This window comes from Candidatus Electronema sp. JM (genome assembly GCF_048287415.1).
Classification (GTDB): Bacteria; Desulfobacterota; Desulfobulbia; order Desulfobulbales; family Desulfobulbaceae; genus Electronema.
The window spans coordinates 1-21,266 of sequence record NZ_JBLWEN010000006.1 but is presented as its reverse complement, the minus strand read 5'-3'; the positions used below and the strand labels follow the sequence as shown (position 1 = coordinate 21,266).

The following is a 21,266-nucleotide window of genomic DNA, read 5'->3' as shown; positions in this document are numbered from 1 at the left end:
GGACGATGCGGTATAATTGGGACAAATCCGTCCGACCTTCCTGCTCTCCGCATCCGCTCGTTCCGCTGCCATGACGCATGTCTCCTCTCTGCTGCGCCGCATTCCGCCCGCTGTGTTCCGTCTTGTGCTGTTGGCCCTTCTGCTGCTGCCCAGCGGCCAAGCGGAAACGGCGCAGCCTCCAGCCTCCGTCCAACATGCGGCGGAGGCAGCCTACCAGAAAACAGCCGATCAATGCCACCGCCTGCTGAACAGCCCCTCGTTGGGCGGCAACCGCGAGGACTGGCTGAAAGAAATTCAGGAGCTGGAGCGGATTTACCGGCAGCAGCCGCAGGGCAGCACAGCCTCTGCCGCGCTGCATTTGCACGCCCGGATGCGCCAAGCCATGCACCAGCAATTCCGCCAAGCCGCTGACTTGGATCAGGCGGTGGCTTTGTTCAGCAATGTGGTCTCCTTATTCCCGAAGAGCAACGAGGCGGCAGAGTCGCTGTTCGCCTTGGCTCAAATTGAGCAAAACCGGGGCAACTTGCGCGGCGCGGCCAAGACGTATTACAAGCTGGCGCATGGCTACCCGTTCAGCAGCCGCAAGCGTCAGGCGGAAGAGCAGCTGCGCCAGCTCACAATCATCGCCGAATCTTTGGCAGCCCGCAAGGACGGACGGAAGCCTGCGCCGCTGCCGCCCACACAACCTGCTCCAGCAGTTAAAGCGGCCGTGCCGCCGGTCGTCAGCTTGCCGAAACCTGTTGTGGCTGTGCCGCAACTTGCACCAAAATTAGAGAACAAGCCGCAGGAAAAGCTCATCCTGTCAGTGCCTGTGGAGCCAAGCAAGCCGGTGTTGAAACCGGTTGTGTCCATTCCACCTGCTGCGCCTGCTATCACGATTCAGCCGACGACGATTGCCGCACAACCTGCGCCAGTGCCAGAGAAGAAGCCGCAGGAAACAATTGTCCTGCCAGCGGCGCCGACCAAGCCCGCTCCTCCTGCCGCTGAAAAAAAGAATGAGGAGCCGTCGCTGCTGTCGCGCCTGATTCATCCTGATTTCAGTTTTTCCTTGTTCGGCTCAGATGAGGAAAAAAAAGAGCCGGTCAAGCCAGCCGCGTCTGCACCTGCGCCGGAAAAGATTGCAGCAGCCCCCGTCCCCCCGCCGAAGGAGCCGGAGCCGACAGCGAAGATTGTTGTTTCAGAACTGAAGATCGCTTCTTTGGAACAGGAAAAAAAGGCTGCGCTGCCGGAACCACCTCAGCCAAAACCGGAACCAAAGCCGCTGCCGCCGCCAATCGAAGTCAAGCCGGAACCAGAGAAAGCTCCGGTCATTGCTGCTGCCCCGCCTCTCAAGGAGGAAAAAACGGAGCCGCCCAAGTCTGTCTTGGCCGAACTGCTGCCGATTCAGCACTGGTCTTCGGACAATTACAACCGGGTGGCGGTCAGCACGTCGCGTTTGGCGGCATATCAGGCCATTCTGCCGGAAAAAGGCGGCAAGCTGCTGCGGCTTGAGTTCAAACAAAGCCATGTCGGGCCGGAACTCCGCCTCCCGCTCACGGTGGACAAAGGGCTGCTCAAAAGCATCCGCACCGAACAGACGGATGAGCAGACCGTGCAGGTTTCGCTTGAGCTGGCTGAAGAGGCTGAGAGCAAAATATTCAGCCTGAACGACCCGTTCCGGGTGGTGGTTGACCTGCATAAGGCAGCAGCAAGCCCGGTTGAGGAAAACACAGCAGCGGCGGACAGCCCGAAAGAGCTGACGGAGCAGGAAAAGAAAGCAAGGCTGGCGGCTGTCAAAGAGCAGATCAAGCTCAAACCGAAGGCGGCGGAAAAGCACAGCCTGACCTTGGCCCAGCAGCTTGGTCTGGGCATCAAGCGGATTATGATTGACCCTGGTCACGGCGGCAAAGACTCAGGCGCGACCGGCTTCAGCTTGGAAGAGAAAAACATTGTTCTTGATGTGGCCAAGCGGGTGCGCGAGCTGCTCAAAAAAGAGCACTACGAGGTGCTGCTGACCAGAGAGACGGATATCTTCATCCCCTTGGAGGAGCGCACCGCCATCGCCAACACCAAAGGAGCTGACCTCTTTCTCTCCATCCACGTCAACGCCCACCCCAGCGCGACGGTGAAGGGCGTGGAGACCTATTACCTCAACTTGGCTGCCAACCCGGAGGCGATGCGGGTTGCCGCCTTGGAGAACGCCACCTCGTCACGCAGCATGAGTGAGATGGAAGACATTCTCACCAGTTTGATGAAGAACAGCAAAATCAACGAGTCCTCTCTGTTTGCTGAATTCGTTCAGACCAGCATGACCGACGGGCTGCGCCGTTACAAAGTGAAAGACCTTGGCGTGAAAAAAGCCCCTTTTTATGTTTTGATCGGTGCGCAGATGCCTGCGGCTTTAGCGGAAATTTCCTTCATCAGCAACAAGGAAGAGGCTGAACTGCTCAAGAGCGAGCAGTACCTTCAGGCTGTTGCCAAGCGGATTGCAGTGGGCGTGGTCGCCTATATCGAACATCGGCGGAGCGAAGTGACAGCGGCGACGCAGCATTGATCAGACCGCCTCTGCGCCAAGTATCTATCTGATGTAGGGGCGAAAATTTTTTCGCCCCTACTCTTATTCAGGGTGCCCACCAGACCGTGACCGGCACCGCCTCTTGCCGAAAAATAAAGCGAATCGGCATTTCCTCTGGCGGGCCAGCTTGCAAGGCTTTCTCCAGCACGGCCTGCTTGTCCGGCCCGGTGATGTGCAGGATGATTTCCTTGGCAGTCAGCAGGGTTGGCAGTGTCAGGGTCATTCGCTCATAAAGTGCAGTCTGCGGCCTGACTGCGGCGCAGAGTTTGCCACAGTTCATGTCCGCCGCGTGAGCAAGCTGTGCCGCGCAAGGGAAGAGCGAGGCGGTGTGGCCGTCATTGCCCATGCCCAAAATGACCGCCGTGAAGGGCAGCGGCAACTGGCGAAGCTGCTCGCCGCAGGCTGCCTCGCCCGCAGCAGCTTGAGCTGCCGTATTTTTCAGGCCGACAAAAACAGCGGCGGCGGCCCGTTTGGTCAGCAGATGGCGGCGGACCAAGGCTTCGTTGGAATCGGGCGAAGACAGCTCCACCCAGCGTTCATCGGCCAAGGTGATCAGCACCTGCGGCCACGGCAGGTCCAGCTCGGCAAGCCGCTCGAACAACGGCACTGGGGTGCTCCCGCCCGACACCGCCAAGCTGGCCCGGCCTTGCGCGGCAATGCTCTGGCGCACGGCGGCGGCAAGATGCTCGCCCAGCGCATTGATCAGCGTCTGCCGGTCAGAAAAATTACGACGTTCTATCATGTTTTTTCAATGCGGTTAAAGCAACATAACGAGGTGAACCATGCCTGAATTATTTGTAAAAAATAAAGTTGCCGTTGGCGGCGGCATACTGGCTCTTGTCCTTCTCAGCTGGCTCTGCTGGTATTTTTCCGCCACGCAGGTGATCAAGCGGCAGCTTATCGGCCTGACCTGGGAGGTGAATAAAAAAAGCTCCCAAGAAAGCACAATGGAAACTGCTCTGAAAATGCGGGAAGTCAAGGCTGCGCTGACTGAAAGCTGCCGGGTGATGGTGCCTGAAACCCATTTCAACGACGTGCTGGAGCGTGATTCGGCAATCATGTATTTGATGTATTACCGCGACCGCTACGAGACAATCTCCGTCAGTTTCGAACGCATGGACATCACGTTCCCAGCCAAAACTGAGGCCACAGTGCGGGCGAATGTGCTGCTCAACCGGCAGAAAGGGCAGGCTGCTCCGACTGAGGTTGCAGCCCCAGCCCTGCTGACCCTGAAAAAAGAGTCTGGCGGCTGGCTGTTGACGCAGGTTGAACTTGCAGCGGCTTTGGTGAATGATTGAGAGGCTTCAGCGCATTCCGCAGGTTTCGCGCTCGAAATCGTGCAGCTCGACGATGCTGGGATGCTCGCCGCAGACTGGGCAGTCAGGCCGTTTCCGCAGCTTGACCCGGCGGAAATTCATCGTCTTTGCGTCGAAGGTGAGCAAGGTGTCTGTCAGGAGTGTGCCTGCGCCGGTGATGAATTTCAAAGCCTCGGCAGCTTGGATGGTGCCGAGCATTCCGGCCACTGCGCCGAGGATGCCAGCCTGCGAGCAGCTCGGCACGGCTTTGGCTGGCGGCGGAGCTGGGAAACAGCAGCGGTAACAGGCGGAACGGCCCGGCAGCACAGTCATGGTCTGGCCGTCGAAGCGGAGTATGCCGCCATGCGAGAAAGGAATGCCTGCCATCACGCAGGCATCGTTGATGAGAAATTTGGTGGCGAAGTTGTCCGTGCCGTCAATGACGAAATCATATTGCCGGATGATGTCGGCAATATTGGAAGCATCAAGATACAGCAGCCACGGTTCGATGACAACATCCGGGTTGATGGCTTTAATTTTTGCCTGCGCTGATTCTACCTTCGGGCGATCAATGTCAGCGGTGGTATGAATGATCTGCCGCTGCAAATTGGAGATGTCCACCACATCAGCGTCCACCAGACCTAATGTGCCGACTCCGGCGGCGGCAAGATACAACGAGACAGGCGAGCCAAGCCCACCTGTCCCCACCACCAGCACCCGCGCCCGCAGCAGCCTGCTTTGTCCTTCCGGCCCCACCTCTTTTAAAATCAGGTGGCGGCTGTAGCGGTCCATCTGCTCGTCGGTGAAATTCATGCTGCGGACCTCATGCCGTCCGCCGTTGCTGCGAGTGCGCTGCTGGGCATTGATTCATTCCTTGGAAAAATCCTCTGTTCTCGGACGCAGCGCAGCCAGATCAGCCCCCGGCCATGAAGTAGAGCAGGTCAACCTCGTTGCTGTCGCCAACCACGGTGTGGTGATAGTCGCCACGATGGACTATCTCTCCGTCAATCTGCACCGCCACCATCTCCGGCGACAGCACCTGTTCCATCTCCAGCAGTCCGGCGACGGTCAGATGCGCGGCGTTAATGAAGCGCGGTTCTCCGTTCAGCCTGATTTCCATAATTTTTCTCCTCCAGAAAATTAATGGCGTGCATAGGCGTTTCTGTCCCTCCTCCTTCCGTATAATCACAGCTATTACACTGAGATATACTTTACTTACTACAATGCGGCAGGCGCGAAGTCAAGGGAAAAAAGCTGCCCCTGTATTTATCATTGCCAGCCTGTCGCAGCAATACAATTTACTATACTCTGAAGTAAAGTGGATTGCAATATTTGAACAGCCTTGCCTGCACGTGCTATTGCAGCACGGCGCGGGCCTTGAGCGGCTGCGCCGGACGGTTGTTCGGATGCCCCATAACTTCGCTGAACTGCTGGACTTGGGATGCGCAAAGCGTGCTCTGATTTTTCAGCACCAGCCAGAGCACGCCTTCCGTGCAGGGCGGCGTGGTCAATGAGCCGGAGAGGCGGTAATAGTCGCGGTTCTCCGGCAGCAGCTTCTCCGCCCGCACCTGCGCGGCCATGCCCACTTCTTCACCAATTTTTTTGGGCATCTGCCGCCAGAGTTTCTTCAGCTCAGGATTTGCCTCACCCAGATCGTAGACCACCGCCAGCACCGCAATCTGTCCGTCCGCAGAGACATGAACAAACTGCGCCTCCAGCGGAAACTGCTTGCCCTCGATCAGATGCTCACTCGGCGCATGAAAATGAATCTGCTTCAGCTCATAGGTCGTGCCGCCCGCCGTGAGGAAGGAGCCTGCGGAATAATCCGCCTGCGCCGTATGGCCGCTGTTCCGCATCTTGGTGACCAAGCCGGTGTAGTCAAATTTGAGCGGCTCCAGCTCCGCCTCAATCATGCCGCTCAGGTTCACCGGCGACTGATTCGCCCCTTGGCCGCAGAGCGCGTAGGCAGGATCAAGCGCAGCCCAATGCTCAGGGCCAGTTTCACCCGCATAGCTCCATTTTTCCTCAGCAGCTCCGGCAGTTCCAGCCAACAGTGTCAGCATCGCCGCAAGGGCGGGCAGCATTCTCTTCATAGTTTTTCTCCTACAGGGCCTTGTTGGCTTCCATGTGCAGGACAAGGTCCAGCATCCGGTTGGAATAGCCCCATTCGTTGTCGTACCAGCTCATCACCTTGACGCTGCTGCCCATGACGCGGGTGCAGAGGCCATCCACGATGGAGGAATGCGGATCGCCCTGAAAATCAATGGAAACTAACGGTTCCTCGCAGTAGCGCAGATAGCGGTTGGCTGCCTCCTGCAAGGCTTTGTTGACTTCGGCGGCGGTGGTTTCCTTCTCCACTTCCATCACTGCGTCAACCAGAGAAACATTGGGCGTGGGCACCCGCACCGCAAGGCCGTCGAATTTATTTTTCAGCTCCGGGATGACTAAAGCCACAGCCTGCGCCGCGCCGGTTTTAGTCGGCACCATAGAAAGCCCGGCAGCCCGTGCCCGGCGCAGGTCGGAGTGCGGAAAATCAAGCAGCCGCTGATCGCCGGTGTAGGCATGAACCGTGGTCATCAGGCCGCGTTTGATGCCGAAATTATCGAGAATCACCCGCGCCACCGGAGCGAGACAGTTGGTGGTGCAGGAGGCGTTGGAAACCACATGATGGCTGGTGGGATCGTACTCGTCCTCGTTCACGCCCATGACGATGGTTTTGACATCCGCGCCTTTGGCCGGGGCGGAGATGATCACCTTGGCCGCGCCTGCGTCAATATGAGCTTTGGCTGCGTCGCCGCTGCAAAAAAGGCCCGTGCATTCGAGCACGTATTGCGCACCTTGCGCAGCCCAAGGAATGTCCGCCGGACTGCGGTGATTGGTGACGGGAATTTCCCTGCCGTTATAGATGATGCAGCCTTCCCCGGCCTTGACCTCTGCGGCAAACACGCCCATGACTGAGTCGTATTTGAGCAGATGGGCGATGGTTTTCACGTCGGTAAGGTCGTTGATGCCAACCACCTCAATCTCTGCGAATTCTTTGCCGGTGCTGATGGCCCGGAAAATATTCCGCCCAATTCTGCCCAGCCCGTTGATGCCGATTTTAATGCTCATGGCTCCGCGCTCCTTTTTTTAGAGTTGTGCCTTCATGGCTGCCGGGAAATGATTACAGATCAGCCGCCCTGAAGTCAATCTTTTTTTATTTCAGGTTCAGGCGCTCAAACGGATTTCCCCAGCCGTCACCAAATGTTCTCGACCTGAAGCATCCAGTATAACATACCGCCCGTCCTCAGCAAGCCCTGCGCCGACCGCCGGAATTGCCCCATATTCCAGCCGCCTGCCACGCAGATAATCTAAACTGCGCCACGCGGCCAAGACTGCGGCCTTGTCTGCTTTGAGCCGCTCTGGTGCGGCCCGCAGCTCATTGACCAAAAGCGGCAGCAGCGCGGCAGGACTGACAACCGCGCCTGCTTCTGACAAGGTGATGATTTTATCGCGCAGCTCCGGCGGAAAATCCTCCGGCGGCGCGGCGATGTTGATGCCGACCCCGATCACGACAAATTCCGGCAGCCCGGCCCGCAGCGGCCCGCTTTCGGTGAGGATGCCGCCGAGCTTTCTGTCGGACAAATACAGATCATTCGGCCATTTGAGCTGCGGCTGCACGCCAGCGGCCCGGCGCAGCCCGGCGGCCAAGCTGACCCCGGCGGCCAAAGTCAGCAGGGGAAAATCCGCAGGCTCCAGCTCTGGCCGGAGAATGACGGAAAAATAGAGACCGCCGGGCGGCGAGCAGAACTGCTTGCTGCCGCGCCCGCGTCCGCCGATTTGCTGATCGGCATGAACCACCGTGCCGTGCTCCGCGCCTTGGCGGGCAAGGTCGAGAGCATGGCTGCTGGTGGAGCCGAGGACAGAAAAATGCAGCAGCCGCATCAGGCGATGGACGGCGGGCTGCTCAGTTTCATCGGCATGACAATGCCGAGAAAGCCGGGATCCGCCGCCGAACTGATCAAACAGGGGCTTTCGTCGGAATTGACCGAAGCGGAAATGGCATCGCCTTCCAGAACTGACAAGGCCTCAATAAAATAACGGCAGTTGAAGCCCATGCAGAGATCATGGCCGCTGTAGGTGATGTCAATCTCATCCCGCGCCGAGCCGAAGTCGGCGTTTTCCGAAGTCAGAATCAGACGGCTGCCTTGGGCCTCAAAGCGGATGGCGTGGAAAATGTCTTCGGTGAAGAGGTTGATCCGCTTCAGCGACTCCAAAAACTGGTTTTTGTTGATGAACATGCTGTTGTCCTGTGGCAACGAGCGCAGGATGTTCTCGAAATCCGGGAAATCGCCTTCCATCAGGCGGATGACAAGGACAGCGTTCTCGCTCTCCAGCACCAGCTTTTTCTGATCAACACCGACCCGGCAACTGTCCAATTCCTCACAGAATTTGCGCATCTGCTGCACGCCACGGCGCGGAATGAGGATGGACTGGCCCATATCCAGCCCAGCCATTCCTGCGGCCTCGCGGCTCATGATGCTCAGACGATGGCCGTCGGAAGTGACCATGCGCAGCACGGTTTTGCCGTTTTCCTCGCGTTTTTGCAGCAAGGCAGCGGTGAGGTTGTACATGTTCTCCCGGTCTGCGGCGATGGAAAAGCTGGTTTTGTCAATCAGATCGCAGAGGGCCTCAGCCTCAATGTCGGTCAGCGACTGCTCGTCGTAGTATTCAAACTGGGGAAATTCCTCGCTCAACATCCCGGCCAAGCGGTAGGTGCTGCTGCCCGCGCTGATCCGCACCCAGTTTTTTTCCTCCTCCTTAAAATTCACGGTTTCCGAGCGGGACTCGCGGGCCAGCTCGAAAAGTTTCTTCGCGGGCAGAGTCAGGCTGCCCTGCTCAAAAACCTCGGCGGAGACGGTCTGGCGCAAGCTGACCTCCAAATCAGTGCCGGTGAAGACCACCTCGTTGCTCCGCACCTCCAGCAGGACGTTGGAGAGAATGGCTAATGTGCCCTTTTTGCTGGCGATGTTCTGCTGCGCGCTGACTGCGTCCAGCAGGTCTTTCCGGGCGATGTTGAAATTGAACGGCATAACAAGAAACTCCTTTTATATAAAAAGACTTGTTGGTATTGGGGCTGTCAGTTTGTTGAAAACGCAGCCAAGGTATCGGATTTAAAGGGATTGACCTGTTGATAACTTGTGCAATTCTTTGTTGAAAACTGGCCCGTTGCCGCTGTGTTGAAAAGTTATCAACAAACTTTCAACAAGTTATTAACAAGTTTTCAACAGCCCCGCTGAAGAGGGAACTATACCAAGTTCAGGCCTGCCTGACGAACTTTTAATTGCCCGGCGACCAAGGCGGCTGTTGCAATTCCGCCCGGATTGAGGTAACTCTGCGGAGAACTTAACCTCGCACGCCCATGCTCCATCTGATCAGCCTGAACTGCCGCTACACCCATTCCTGTCTGGCCCAATTCTGCCTGCGGGCCGAGCTGGAACGCCGCCTGCCGAAGCTGCCTGTCCGCCTCAGCCAGTTTACGCTCAATGATCCATATTACGCGACCTTGCTGCGGATCAGCGGCCAGCCTGCTCAGGCCCTGCTCTTCTCGGTTTATGTCTGGAATCATGCTTATATCCGCCGTCTGATCAGCGACTTGGCCCGCTTGCAGCCAGATTTGCCGATTATTCTCGGCGGGCCGCAGGCGGAGGCGATGATCAATCTTCCGCCTAACTGCACGGTTTTTCTGGGTGAGATTGAAGGCGCGGCGGAGGATTTTTTCCACGATGTGCGCCAAGGAAAGTTGCAGCCGCGTTATCAGGCCGCGCCCAGCCGCAGTTTTCCCTCGCCGTATCAGCAGGAAGATTTCAGCACGCATTTGAAAAACCGGCAGGTCTATTACGAATCCTCACGCGGCTGCCCGTATTCTTGCTCATATTGTTTGTCGTCTATTTCCAAAGGCGTGCGCCACAAGCCGCTGGAGCTGGTGCAAGAGGAGCTGCGCTGCCTGATTGCCGCAAAGCCGCTGATCATCAAATTTGTTGACCGCACCTTCAACGACAAGCCGGAACGAGCATTGGCGATTTGGGAATTTCTCTTAGCTGAGGCGGACGGCGTTCGCTTTCATTTCGAGATCGCGCCAGACCGTTTCACTGCGGAAATGTTTGCTCTGCTGGAAAAAATTCCTTGCGATCTCTTTCAGCTTGAAATTGGCATTCAGAGCTGCAATGAGCAGACATTGGCGGCAGTCAAGCGGCGCATGGATTTGCCGCAGGCGGAAGCGAACATCCGCCGTTTAGTCGCGTTAAATACAATTCACATTCACGCTGATCTGATTCTTGGCTTGCCTTTTGAAGACGCGGCCAGCTTCCGTGAATCGTTCAACCGGATTTTCCGCTGCCGCCCGCATCACGTTCAACTCGGCCTGCTCAAAGTGCTGCCGGGCACGGAAATGCAGGCGCGGGCGGCGGAATTCGGCCTGCTCCACTGCGCCGAGCCGCCCTATGAGGTATTGGCCACGCGCTGGCTGCCGCATGAAGAACTGCTCGATTTGTATGAATTTTGCGAATGCGCCGAGGCGTTTCACAACAATCGCTTTTTTCCCTCGCTTTGGGCGTATCTGCTTCAGCGCGGCGAGGAGCCATCAGCATTTTTTCGCAGCTTGCTCGAACTCTGCCGCCAGCGCGGTTTTTTCCAGCTGGCGCAGACGCAGGCCCTGATGAGCAGCCTGCTGGCCGAGCTGGCCCGGCAGCGCGGCGACGGCCCGCTGCTGCTGGAGCTGCTCCGCTACGACTGGCTGCGCTGCGGCCATCGTTTCCTGCCGGAAGAGCTGGCAATTACGCCGCCTGCCGCCCTGCGCGACCGTCTGCGCCAGACCTTGCCGGAGGCAATTGAGGGCTTGTTCAGCAGCAGGACGCGGACAGAATTTCTCAAACAAACTAATCTGCTGGAGCTGTCCGCCGAGGTGATGGCGGTTCTTGGTTTGGGCGAAAGGGCGGGCATTGTTGCCCTGCTGCTGGAGCAGACGGGCGGGGTGCTGAAACATTGCCGGGCGGTTGTGTTGTAGGGGGAAGAAAAAGCTGCTGAAAGAAGGTGAAGAAAATGGCATCGAATGATTTAGAGATTATCAAGAAAATAGAGAAAATTCTGGGAGTTCAGCTATCAAGAGTCGAAGAGTTATGGATTGATCAACTTGGCTATTTTGCTGATAAAAACAATAAGGTTACCGGCCTAGGTCTGAGCGAATCCGGTCTCGGCAAAACAAGTATGAACTTTTCTTTTCTCAGAAACCTTGATCAGCTACAAGCACTCTATCTAAGTGACAATCAGTTTAGCGATATTTCCTTTCTTAAAAATCTCAATCAGCTACGAAGGCTCTATTTAAATAACAACGAAATCGGCAACATTTCCGCTCTCAAAGACCTGCATCAGATAGAGATGCTCGATTTAAGTAATAATCAGATTAGTGATATTTCCGCTCTCAAAGACATGAGTCAGCTTCAGTGGATCGATTTACGTTATAATCAGCTTGTTAGCTTGCCGAAATGGATTACAGAGCTGCCTCCTGAGATTGTGTATTCTGATCGCTTATTGGGGCTGGACAAGATCAACGTAGGCGGTAATCCCCTGACTCATCCCCCACCAGAAATCATCAAACAAGGCCGTGAAGCCATCCGCGCTTATTTCCGCTCCTTTGAAAAAGACGAAAAAGTGACGCTGCGCGAGGCTAAAGTGCTGCTGGTTGGCGACGGAAAGGCCGGAAAGACTTCCCTGCTCAAGCGGCTCCAAGGCTTGCCCTTTGATGAGCATGAATCCCAGACGCACGGCATCAATGTCCAGCCACTTTTAGGCAGCGAAATAGCAGGCTTTGCAAATCCTGACGAAGACTGCCGCCTGCATTTTTGGGATTTCGGCGGCCAAGAGATCATGCACGCCTCGCACCGCTTCTTCATGAGCAGCCGCTCGCTTTATATTCTCGTGTTAGACAGCCGCGACGACACCGGCAGATGTCATTGGCGATGGCTCCGTCACATCGAGAAATACGGCGACAAGCCGCCGTGCATCGTGGCCATGAACAAGATGGATGCAAATCCGTCTTACAACATCGAGCAGAAGAGCATCAATTCCCGCTTTCCTGCAATAGAAAACCGCTTCTTCCAAATCTCCTGCAAAAGCAATGACGGCGTGCCGGAATTAGTGCGCAGCATGGCCGCGTCTGTTCCAAAAACGCCGCTGTACGGCTTGGTGATCAGCAAAGCGTGGCTGATGATCAGAAAGCGACTGGAAACAGCGACCGAAGCGCAGAATTACATCAGCCGCGAGCAGTTCCTTGCCATCTGCAAAGAACACGGCGTGGAGGATGAGGAAAGCCGGATGACGCTGCTGAAGCTGCTCAATGATCTCGGCACGGTGCTCTTTTTTGAAAAGCTGAAACTTGCCGACATCTATGTCCTTGATCCGCATTGGGTGACGGTCGGTGTGTATAAAATCATCAATTCGGCAAAGACCAAAGATGGCCTTTTGCGCGAGGAGGATTTGGAGTATATCCTCAATCAGGAGCCAGTCCGTTCTGATGAATATGACCCAGCCAAAAAAGCATTTGCTTACACGGTGCGGGAGCAGGAATATCTTGTCCGCATCATGGAGGAATTTGAGCTGTGCTACCGCTATGACAAGCACCTGCACATCCTGCCCAGCCAGCTGCCCAAAGAGCCGGAACAGGAGCCGGAGCTGCGCGGCGGCAATCTGCTCCGCTTCATCATGGAATATGACTTCCTGCCGTCATCGCTTTTCCCGCGCCTCATGGTCCGCCTGAAAGAAGATATTCCAGATCGACGGCAGCAGTGGCGGCACGGGATGTATCTGGAAAACAAGCAATTCGGTGTGCAGGCAATTGTCAGAATGGAGGAGCAAAGCAGCAGAATCACCATCAGCATTCAAGGCGGGCCGCACGACAAGCAGCGGTATTTGTGCGTGATTCGGCACCACATTGCAGGTCTTGGCTTTCAGGAGCTGAAACCGAAAGAGCTGGTGCCGCTGCAACAACATCAGCATGATGATCCTGAATATTTTGTGGAATATCAGGAATTGCTCGGTTATGAACGGGCCGGAAGGAATGAGTATTTTCACGGAAAGTCAGGCAGGGCGTTTTCTGTCTCTGAATTATTGGACAGCGTGGTCAGCAAATATGAACGCATTAAGGAGGGAAACAACATCATGATTCATCTGGAAAATATCGGTAATCCGCAGGTTACGCAGACGAACAGCCAGCAGCAATCCCAGCATCAGCAGCAGTCGGCCAATCTGCTTAAAGAGGCGCAAGGGCTGTTCCGCAATCTGAAAGAGGATATCATTGCGGAGGCGGATATTGAATTCGATGATGCCAAGGAGAAAAAGCGGGTTGAAAATGAATTGGCCAAGACGGAAAAGGCTCTTGCCGAAGCGGAACGCGCAGCCGCAGCAGGAAAGGAGCCAGATGCCGCTGCGAAAAGCCGCTTGGAGGAATTCTTCACCAATCTTGCTGACAAGAGTTCCCGCCTCGGCAAATTGCTGGAATCTGTTGACCAAGGCGCGGAGAAAGTGCGGAAATTGGCCCGCACCTACAACAAGATTGCTGAGAATATCGGCCTGCCTTCGGTGCCGCCGCTGCTTTTGGGCAAGGAGTAGGGGCGTTTCGCGAAACGCCCCTGCTTTATTTGCTCCCAACGTTGCTGATTGCAACTGCTGATCAGTCATTCATATTTGGTTCCTGATGAAAAGAAAAAAGATATATGCTGGCTTGGCATTATTTGGGATTTTGGCCTGCATCTTTATGGCTGCCGCCAACATTCTGATCAGCAGCTATGAAAAATACACATTTAACAGCGTCAGCGAGCTGAAACCGGTGCATTGCGCCATTCTTCTCGGCACCTCTAAATGGCTGAAGGGCGGAAAGCGCAACCTGTATTATCAATACAGAATCGTTGCGGCGGCGGAGTTGTACAACAGTGGCAAATGTAAAAAAATCATCGTGTCAGGAGACAACGGCACGATGCAGTACAACGAGCCGATGACCATGAAGCGAGATCTGGTGAAAATGGGCGTGAAATGGGATGACGTGATCTGTGATTATGCCGGTTTCCGAACTTTGGATTCGATCATTCGTTTTAAAGAAATTTTTGGTCAGAAAGATGGAATCGTTGTTTCGCAGAAATTTCACAATACCAGAGCAGTCTATATCGGCAGGTCGTATGGCATTGAGCTGTCAGGGTTGAATGCGCGAGATGTGAACGTATATTACGGATTTAAGACCAAAATCAGGGAGATTTTTTCCAAAACAATGTGCCTGCTTGATGTGCATCTTTTCTATACTCAGCCGAGATTTCTTGGCGAACAAATTATTATTTAATACGCAGTTGAATTCCAAAAGGTGCCCCCGGCAGGGCCTTGGTTTATTTTTTGAATTATCTCTTTGTGTTGCCTGATCAGTTGGCGGGCAGCATTTTTTACAATGTTCGTTTATACACAGGAATGGCTTGCAATCATCCAATAATGCAGGGTAGAATTTGACTTCTGCCACGTTGTGGTTTGTAACCGCTATCCTTTTTTTCAGAAAAAAATTAGCTGCAAGGCATGGAGGCTCATATGCCAGAAATGACCGATGAACGAGTGCGGGCGCATTTAACCCACGAAGAAGACCTTTCTTTGCTGCATGAGGTCAGCATGAAGACCGCAGGGGTTTCGCGGCTGGAGATGTGCATTCAGTGCGGGAGCTGCGGCGGCTCCTGCCCGTCTGAAATGGACATGGATCACACGCCGCGCACGCTGTTCGCCATGCTGCGGGCCGGAATGCGCGACGAGGTGCTGCAAAGCAACACGCCGTGGGTCTGCGTCTCCTGCTATCATTGCGTGGTGCGCTGCCCGCAGAATGTGCATATCACGGACGTGATGTACACCCTGAAGGCGATGGCCATCCGCGAAAAGAAATACCGCGATGCTGCTGCGCCCGATTTTGCCGAAACCTTTGTGAAAATGGTGGAAAAATATGGCCGCAGCTATGAATTCGGGCTGGCGAGCAGACATTATCTCAAGCACGCGCCGCTGCGCATGGTCAGCATGGCGGCAATGGGCTTGGGCATGTTGAAAAAAGGACGGATCAGCATGAAGCCGAGAACGATCAAGGGAATGGAGCAGCTGACAGCCATTCTCAACAAAGCCAAGGAGATGGAGCTGGCCGCATGAGCACCTACACCTTTTATCCCGGCTGCGCTATGGAGAGCAACGCCAAGGCGTATTATCTCTCCTTGATGGAAGTCGCCAAGCCGCTGGGCATTGATCTTCAGGAAATTGAGGACTGGAACTGCTGCGGCGCGACCGAATATGTGGGCATGAACTTGATTCCGGCCTATTCGCTGATTGCCCGCAACTTGGCTTTGGCCGCCAAGATGGGCAACAAGACCGTCTGTTCTGCTTGTTCAGCCTGTTATCTTAATTTAGCCAAGGCTGATTATTACATGGCCGAACGTCCCTCGTTGGGCGCGGCAGTCAACGAGGCCTTGACCGCAGGCGGCCTGCGCTATCAGCCAGGAGCCTTGGATGTCCGTCATTTTCTCGACATCCTCATCAACGATGTTGGTTTGGACAAATTACGAGCGAACGTCGTCAGGCCGCTGAAAGGATTGCGCGTGGCTCCGTACATGGGCTGCATGATTCCTCGGCCTGATTACTCCAACCGCTGGTCAGACGCGGAACATCCTGTGGAATTGGAAGAGGTGCTGCGGGCGATTGGCGCGGAAGTGGTGGAATTTCCCGGCGCAGCCACCTGCTGCGGCGGCCACATGACGCAGATCGGGCCGGAAACCGCCTATGAGCTGATCCGCCGCCTGATTTCTTCAGCGGAAGCCGCTCAGGCGGACATCATGGTGACGGTCTGTCCGATGTGCCAGATGAATGTGGATGCCTATCAAAGCGAAACCAACCGGCATTTCGGCACGAATTATGAAATGCCCATCGTCTTTTTCACCCAGTTGGTCGGCTTGGCCTTAGGGTTTGCGCCGGACAAACTTGGTTTCGGCACTGAAATCACCAGCGCGGAAAAAGCCTTGGCGCGGATCGGCATGGACATTCCTCAATCTGCCGAGGAGGGCGGGCCGCGTAAAAAACAGGAGGGGCTGCCTATGCCGCCTTGTCTGCGGAAAAATGTCAAAGGTGCTGCGGAGGAGGCGAAAGCATGAGCGCGAACAACAGCAAACCCAAAGTCGGGGTGTTCATCTGCCATTGCGGCACGAACATCTCCCACACCGTGGATGTGGAGCAGGTGCGCGACTGGGTGATGGAAAAGCTGGGCGCGGAAGGCGTGGTCATCGCCCGTGACTACAAATTCATGTGCTCCAGCCAAGGGCAGGAGCTGATTGAAAAGGACATCAAGGAGCTGGGCTTGGAGCGGGTGGTGGTCGCGGCCTGCTCGCAGCATCTGCATGAGATGACTTTCCGCAATGCGGGCAAGCGGGCCGGGCTGAATCCCTATCTCACCAAATTGGCCTCAATCCGCGAGCAAGTTGCTTGGGTGCATGAGGACCGGGCTGCCGCCACGGAAAAAGCCAAGGCAGTGGTGGCCGGAGCGGTGCAGCGGGTGGTGAAAAATCAGCCGCTGGAGGAAATTGAGGTGCCGATTCATCCCGACACCTTGGTGGTGGGCGGCGGCATTGCGGGCATTCAGGCAGCCTTGGAAATCGCCAACGCGGGCTACAAGGTCTATCTGGTGGAGCGGGAGCCGTCCATCGGCGGCCACATGGCCCAGTTTGACAAAACTTTTCCCACCTTGGACTGCGCGGCCTGCATCCTCACCCCGCGCATGTTCGAGACCGGAATGCACCCGAACATCGAGCTGCTGACTTGGAGCGAAGTGACGCAGGTGGCTGGCTATGTTGGCAATTTCAAGGTCACAGTCAAGAAAAAGCCGCGCCACGTCAATGAGGCTCTGTGCACCGGCTGCGGCGCCTGCATGGAGAAATGCCCGAAGAAGGTGCTGGATCAAGTCTTTGAGGCGGGAATAGGCTACCGCAAGGCGATTTACACCAATTCGGCCCAGGCCATGCCGAAATTTCCGGTCATTGACACCGCCAACTGCAATTTCTTTCAGAAAGGCACCTGCAAGGTCTGCGAGAAAACCTGCCCGACCAAGGCCATTGATTACGAGCAGAAAGAGGAGCTGCTGACCATTGCTGTCGGCAACATCATCTTGGCCACCGGCTATGATTTGTTTGATGCCCGCCGGGTCAGCAATTACGGCTACGGGCGGCTGGCCAATGTCTTCACCAGCATCGAGTTTGAGCGGATGTGCAATGCCGCCGGGCCGACCTCCGGCAAGATTGTTCTGCGTGACGGGCAAACCCAGCCCAAGACTGTCGGCATCGTCCACTGCGTCGGCTCCCGCGACCGCAATTACAACAACTACTGCTCCAACATCTGCTGTATGCAGAGCCTCAAGTTCGCTCATCTTGTCAAAGAGCGCACCGGCGCAACAGTCTATGAATTCTACATTGACATGCGCACGCCGATGAAATCCTATGATGAATTTTATCAGCGGGTTTTGGAGGAAGGCACCTTGTTCGTGCGCGGCAAGGTGGCGCAAGTGACTGATGCCGCCCGCAATGCGCAGGAAGAAGGCAAGCTGATCATTCAGGTGGAAGACACCTTAATCGGCAAGCAGCGGCGCATTCCTGTGGACATGGTGCTGCTGTCCATCGGGATGCAGCCCCGCCACGACGCGAAAGAGGTGGGCAGGCTCTTCGGCATCGGCTGCTCGACAGACGGCTGGTTCACCGAGAAGCACGCCAAGCTCGACCCGGTGGCCACGATGACCGAAGGCGTGCTGGTCGCGGGCACGGCAAGCGGGCCGAAGGACATCCCAGCTTCCGTGTCCCAAGGCAGCGCCGCCGCCGCCCGCGTGCTCAACCTGATCATGCGCCAGAAGATCGCCTTGGAGCCGATCAAAGCGGTGATCAGCCCGTGGCAATGCTCCGGCTGCCGCATCTGCAACGGCCTCTGCCCCTTCAACGCCATTTCGTTCAAAGCGGAGCACAATGTCAGCGAAATCAACCCGGCCCTCTGCCAAGGCTGCGGCGCCTGCGTGGCCGCCTGTCCGGCAGGGGCGATCAGAAGCCCCGGCTTCAGCAACGAGCAGATATTCGCCCAGATTGACGGCCTGCTCAGGAATTTCAGCGCGGCTGCGGCATAAGAGGAGAGAAAAGAATGAGCGAACACTTTGAACCGGTGATCATCGGTTTTACCTGCAACTGGTGTTCCTACCGGGCCGCTGATCTGGCGGGCACAACCCGGCTGAAATACGCCCCCAACGTCCGCTTGGTGCGGCTGATGTGCTCAGGCCGCATTGATCCGACCTTTGTCATGAAAGCCCTGTCAAGCGGCGCGGACGGCGTGCTGATCACCGGCTGTCATCCGGGCGAATGCCATTACATCAAGCAGAATTACAAGGCCCTGCGCCGACATCTGCTCCTTCAGCGGCTGCTCAAAGGATTGGGCATCGCCCCGGAGCGCATCCGGTTAGTTTGGGTGAGCGCCGCCGAAGGCACGAAATGGGCCAGCACGATCAACAGCTTTGTCGAGGAAATACGTGCCTTGGGACCGCTGGGCTGGCAGAAGAAGCTGGCCGCTGACTCCAAGCAGGACGTTGCGCAGGAGGTGCAAGCATGAGCAAGCCGAAATTTGCAATGTACTGGTCTGGTTCTTGCGGCGGCTGCGAGATTGCGGTCATCAACATTCATGAAAAAATTCTGGATGTGGACGCAAACTTCGAGATCGCCTTCTGGCCGGTGGCGATGGATGCCAAGGTGAAAGATGTGGAGGCACTGGCGGACGGTGAAATCCTGCTCACGCTGTGGAACGGCTCCATCCGCAATGTGGAGAATGAGCACATGGCCCATCTGCTGCGGCGCAAGTCCAAGCTGCTGGTCTCGTTCGGCTCCTGCGCCACCGAGGGCTGCGTGCCCGGCCTGGCCAATCTGGCACCGCTGCATGAGATCATTGACACGGCCTACACCACTTTGACCACAGACAATCCGAGCAATATCCGCCCGCAGGCTGTGACCAAAGTGCCGGAAGGCGAAATCAGCATTCCGATGCTGACGGAGCGGGTGCATACTTTGGCTCAAGTGGTGGATGTGGATTACTTCATGCCCGGCTGCCCGCCGGAGAGCCATCAGATTGCGGCGGTGATTGATTTAGTCATTCAAGTCTTGCAGGGCAAGGCCGAGCTGCCGCCCAAGGGCGCGGTGATCGGCGCGGGCAAATCCACGGTCTGCGAGGAATGCCCGCGCACGCGCAATGTCAAGAGCATCAAAGCCTTCCGCCGCATTCAGGATGTCGCGCCGTTAGACCCGGAGCTGTGCATCTTGGAGCAGGGCATTCCTTGCAATGGCCCGGCCACCCGCAGCGGCTGCGATGCCCGCTGTCCGCGTGTGGGAGCGCAGTGCATCGGCTGCTACGGCCCGGCAGAAGGCGTGGCGGATTACGGCGCGCGCCTGCTGACCGCCTTCGCCTCGGTGATCGACGCGGACGAGCCGGAGGAGATCGGGCGCATTCTCGACGGCATCCCTGATCCAGCTGGGCAATTCTATCGCTTCAACCTGGCCGATTCGCTCTTCCGGGCGGGCGCGGCAGCATTCAAGAATCAGGAGGCATAGGCATGGAACGCATCACCATTGATCCCATCACCCGTCTGGAAGGGCACGGCAAGATTGACATCTTCTTGGACGCGAACGGCGATGTCGCCAACTCCTATTTCCAGATTCCTGAGCTGCGCGGCTTTGAACGCTTCTGCGTGGGCAGGCCAGTGGAGGAAATGCCGCTGCTCACCAACCGCATCTGCGGTGTCTGCCCGGAGGCGCACCACATGGCCAGCGCCAAGGCAGGCGATGCGGTCTATCAGGTTGACCCGCCGCGCACGGCCAAGCTGCTGCGCGAGCTGCTCTACATGGCCTTCTACTGCACCGACCACACCACCCACTTCTACGCCTTGGGCGGGCCGGATTTCATTGTCGGGCCAGATGCGCCGGTGTCCGAGCGCAACATCCTCGGCGTGATCCGCAAGGTTGGGCTGGAAATCGGCGGCAAGGTCATCCAGATGCGCAAATACGGCCATCAGACAGTGGAGATGATCGGCGGCCGCAAAGTGCATCCGGCCACCGCCATACCCGGCGGCATAACCAAAATCCTCAGCGAGGCCGAGCGCAAAGAAATAGAAGCGATGGGCCGCTGGGCGATTGACTTTGCTCAGTTCAGCCTACAAGCCTTTAACGATATTGTCTTGGCCAACAAGACTTATCTTGATCTGATAGTCGGCGACATCTACTGCCACAAGACCTACTACATGGGCTTGGTGGATGCCAAGAACAAGGTCAACTTCTATGACGGCAAGGTGCGAGTAGTTGATCCCGACGGCAAGGAATATTGCAAATACGAGCCGAAGGACTACATGCGGCATATTGCCGAGCACGTTGAGCCGTGGACGTATTTGAAGTTCCCGTATCTAAAGAATGTGGGCTGGAAGGGCTTTGTGGACGGCAAGGACAGCGGCGTGTATATGGCGACTCCACTTTCCCGCCTGAATGCTGCTGACGGCATGGCCACGCCGCTGGCGCAGGAGCACTACGAGAGGATGTACGCCACGCTGGGCGGTAAGCCGGTGCATCAGCGGCTTGCCATTCATTGGGCGCGGCTGATTGAGCTGCTCTATGCCGCCGAACGCTGGGTGGAGTTAGTCACGGACAAGGACATCACCTCGCCGGATGTGCACCGCAAGCCCACCGCTATTCCCACTGAGGGCGTGGGCATCGTCGAGGCACCGCGCGGCACGCTCACCCATCATTACTGGACCGACGAGAAGGGCCTGCTGACCAAGGTTAACCTCATCGTGGGTACCACCAACAATTACGCGCCGATTCAGATGAGCACCAAGAAAGCGGCCCAGAATCTGATCAAGGGCGGCAAGGTCAGTGAAGGGCTGCTGAACATGGTGGAAATGGCCTTCCGCGCCTACGATCCCTGCTTCGGCTGCGCCACCCACTCGCTGCCCGGCCAGATGCCGCTGGAAGTGCGCCTGCACAACCAGCACGGCGAGCTGGTGGATGTGATCAAGCAGTTTGTGGAGTGACAAGAGGTTGCCGATTGGGGCGGGTGCGTTCCTGCCTCAGTCGGCAACTCATTCCCCCGCCTTGACTGTCGCTGGTTGAATAATTTTACTCCTGTCATAAGTGTTTCAGGTTTCTGTTGTTGCGGCGTGCGCCATCAGGTGCGGCGTAACGAAAATCTGAAATACTATAGCTGAAGCACTATAAAATGACACCATACTGAACCACACAAAACAGATGGCCTATTCAATAGATTTTCGTCGGAAGGTTTTGGAGATTAAAGAGCGGGATGGCCTGAGTTTGGAGGAG

At 56.4% G+C, this 21,266-nt stretch carries 18 protein-coding genes; 11 read left to right on the top strand and 7 right to left on the bottom strand.

Annotated features, from left to right (window positions below; translation table 11 throughout):
* Positions 1–16 precede the first annotated feature (16 nt).
* Positions 17–2,533 carry an N-acetylmuramoyl-L-alanine amidase gene (locus ACNKH6_RS01275; protein ID WP_417913734.1) on the top strand — a complete coding sequence of 839 codons (2,517 nt, stop codon included), beginning with the start codon at positions 17–19 and terminating at the stop codon, positions 2,531–2,533.
* A gap of 67 nt (positions 2,534–2,600) precedes the next feature.
* Here the strand turns inward: ACNKH6_RS01275 and pgl are convergent, their stop codons facing one another.
* Positions 2,601–3,296: a 6-phosphogluconolactonase gene (gene pgl / locus ACNKH6_RS01270; protein WP_417913733.1), complete on the bottom strand. Its 696-nt coding sequence runs from the start codon at positions 3,294–3,296 to the stop codon at positions 2,601–2,603.
* A gap of 40 nt (positions 3,297–3,336) precedes the next feature.
* Here pgl and ACNKH6_RS01265 point away from each other — a divergent pair, with 40 nt between their 5' ends.
* Positions 3,337–3,852, top strand: a complete 516-nt coding sequence (locus tag ACNKH6_RS01265; RefSeq protein ID WP_417913732.1) for a hypothetical protein — start codon at positions 3,337–3,339, stop codon at positions 3,850–3,852.
* 6 nt (positions 3,853–3,858) lie between these two features.
* On the opposite strand, the gene ACNKH6_RS01260 is transcribed toward ACNKH6_RS01265, so the two are convergent.
* The 6 genes from ACNKH6_RS01260 to dnaN form a co-directional block, all read right to left on the bottom strand.
* Complete coding sequence (locus ACNKH6_RS01260) at positions 3,859–4,662, bottom strand: HesA/MoeB/ThiF family protein (protein ID WP_417913731.1); 804 nt, start codon at positions 4,660–4,662, stop codon at positions 3,859–3,861.
* A gap of 100 nt (positions 4,663–4,762) precedes the next feature.
* Positions 4,763–4,969, bottom strand: a complete 207-nt coding sequence (gene thiS, locus ACNKH6_RS01255) for a sulfur carrier protein ThiS (protein ID WP_417913730.1) — start codon at positions 4,967–4,969, stop codon at positions 4,763–4,765.
* A 235-nt stretch (positions 4,970–5,204) separates the two neighbouring features.
* Positions 5,205–5,933, bottom strand: coding sequence for a carbonic anhydrase (locus ACNKH6_RS01250; protein WP_417913740.1), 729 nt, complete (start codon positions 5,931–5,933; stop codon positions 5,205–5,207).
* Between the two features lie 19 nt (positions 5,934–5,952).
* Complete coding sequence (gap, locus tag ACNKH6_RS01245; protein WP_417913729.1) at positions 5,953–6,960, bottom strand: type I glyceraldehyde-3-phosphate dehydrogenase; 1,008 nt, start codon at positions 6,958–6,960, stop codon at positions 5,953–5,955.
* A 96-nt stretch (positions 6,961–7,056) separates the two neighbouring features.
* Positions 7,057–7,773, bottom strand: coding sequence for a biotin--[acetyl-CoA-carboxylase] ligase (locus tag ACNKH6_RS01240; protein WP_417913728.1), 717 nt, complete (start codon positions 7,771–7,773; stop codon positions 7,057–7,059).
* Positions 7,773–8,921, bottom strand: a complete 1,149-nt coding sequence (gene dnaN, locus ACNKH6_RS01235) for a DNA polymerase III subunit beta (RefSeq protein WP_417913727.1) — start codon at positions 8,919–8,921, stop codon at positions 7,773–7,775. Before dnaN ends, ACNKH6_RS01240 begins: the two co-directional genes overlap by 1 nt.
* Before the next feature lie 329 nt (positions 8,922–9,250).
* On the opposite strand from dnaN, the gene ACNKH6_RS01230 reads away from it, so the two are divergent.
* The 9 genes from ACNKH6_RS01230 (at position 9,251) to ACNKH6_RS01190 (ending at position 20,980) form a co-directional block, all read left to right on the top strand.
* On the top strand, positions 9,251–10,894 hold the full coding sequence (locus ACNKH6_RS01230) for a DUF4080 domain-containing protein (RefSeq protein ID WP_417913726.1): 1,644 nt from the start codon (positions 9,251–9,253) through the stop codon (positions 10,892–10,894).
* Between the two features lie 200 nt (positions 10,895–11,094).
* Positions 11,095–13,494, top strand: a complete 2,400-nt coding sequence (locus ACNKH6_RS01225; protein WP_417913725.1) for a COR domain-containing protein — start codon at positions 11,095–11,097, stop codon at positions 13,492–13,494.
* Positions 13,495–13,639: 145 nt separating this feature from the next.
* Positions 13,640–14,215, top strand: a complete 576-nt coding sequence (locus ACNKH6_RS01220) for a SanA/YdcF family protein (RefSeq protein WP_417913724.1) — start codon at positions 13,640–13,642, stop codon at positions 14,213–14,215.
* A gap of 236 nt (positions 14,216–14,451) precedes the next feature.
* Entirely contained in the window at positions 14,452–15,048 is a 597-nt protein-coding gene (locus ACNKH6_RS01215) for a 4Fe-4S dicluster domain-containing protein (protein ID WP_417913723.1), read from the top strand.
* The gene (locus ACNKH6_RS01210) at positions 15,045–16,040 is read left to right on the top strand and encodes a CoB--CoM heterodisulfide reductase iron-sulfur subunit B family protein (RefSeq protein WP_417913722.1); all 996 of its coding nucleotides are present in this window, start codon (positions 15,045–15,047) and stop codon (positions 16,038–16,040) included. Before ACNKH6_RS01215 ends, ACNKH6_RS01210 begins: the two co-directional genes overlap by 4 nt.
* Positions 16,037–18,046, top strand: coding sequence for an FAD-dependent oxidoreductase (locus ACNKH6_RS01205; protein ID WP_417913721.1), 2,010 nt, complete (start codon positions 16,037–16,039; stop codon positions 18,044–18,046). Before ACNKH6_RS01210 ends, ACNKH6_RS01205 begins: the two co-directional genes overlap by 4 nt.
* Before the next feature lie 14 nt (positions 18,047–18,060).
* The gene (locus tag ACNKH6_RS01200; protein WP_417913720.1) at positions 18,061–18,522 is read left to right on the top strand and encodes a hydrogenase iron-sulfur subunit; all 462 of its coding nucleotides are present in this window, start codon (positions 18,061–18,063) and stop codon (positions 18,520–18,522) included.
* Positions 18,519–19,511, top strand: a complete 993-nt coding sequence (locus ACNKH6_RS01195) for an oxidoreductase (protein WP_417913719.1) — start codon at positions 18,519–18,521, stop codon at positions 19,509–19,511. Before ACNKH6_RS01200 ends, ACNKH6_RS01195 begins: the two co-directional genes overlap by 4 nt.
* A gap of 2 nt (positions 19,512–19,513) precedes the next feature.
* On the top strand, positions 19,514–20,980 hold the full coding sequence (locus tag ACNKH6_RS01190) for a Ni/Fe hydrogenase subunit alpha (RefSeq protein ID WP_417913718.1): 1,467 nt from the start codon (positions 19,514–19,516) through the stop codon (positions 20,978–20,980).
* The last annotated feature ends 286 nt before the right edge of the window (positions 20,981–21,266 follow it).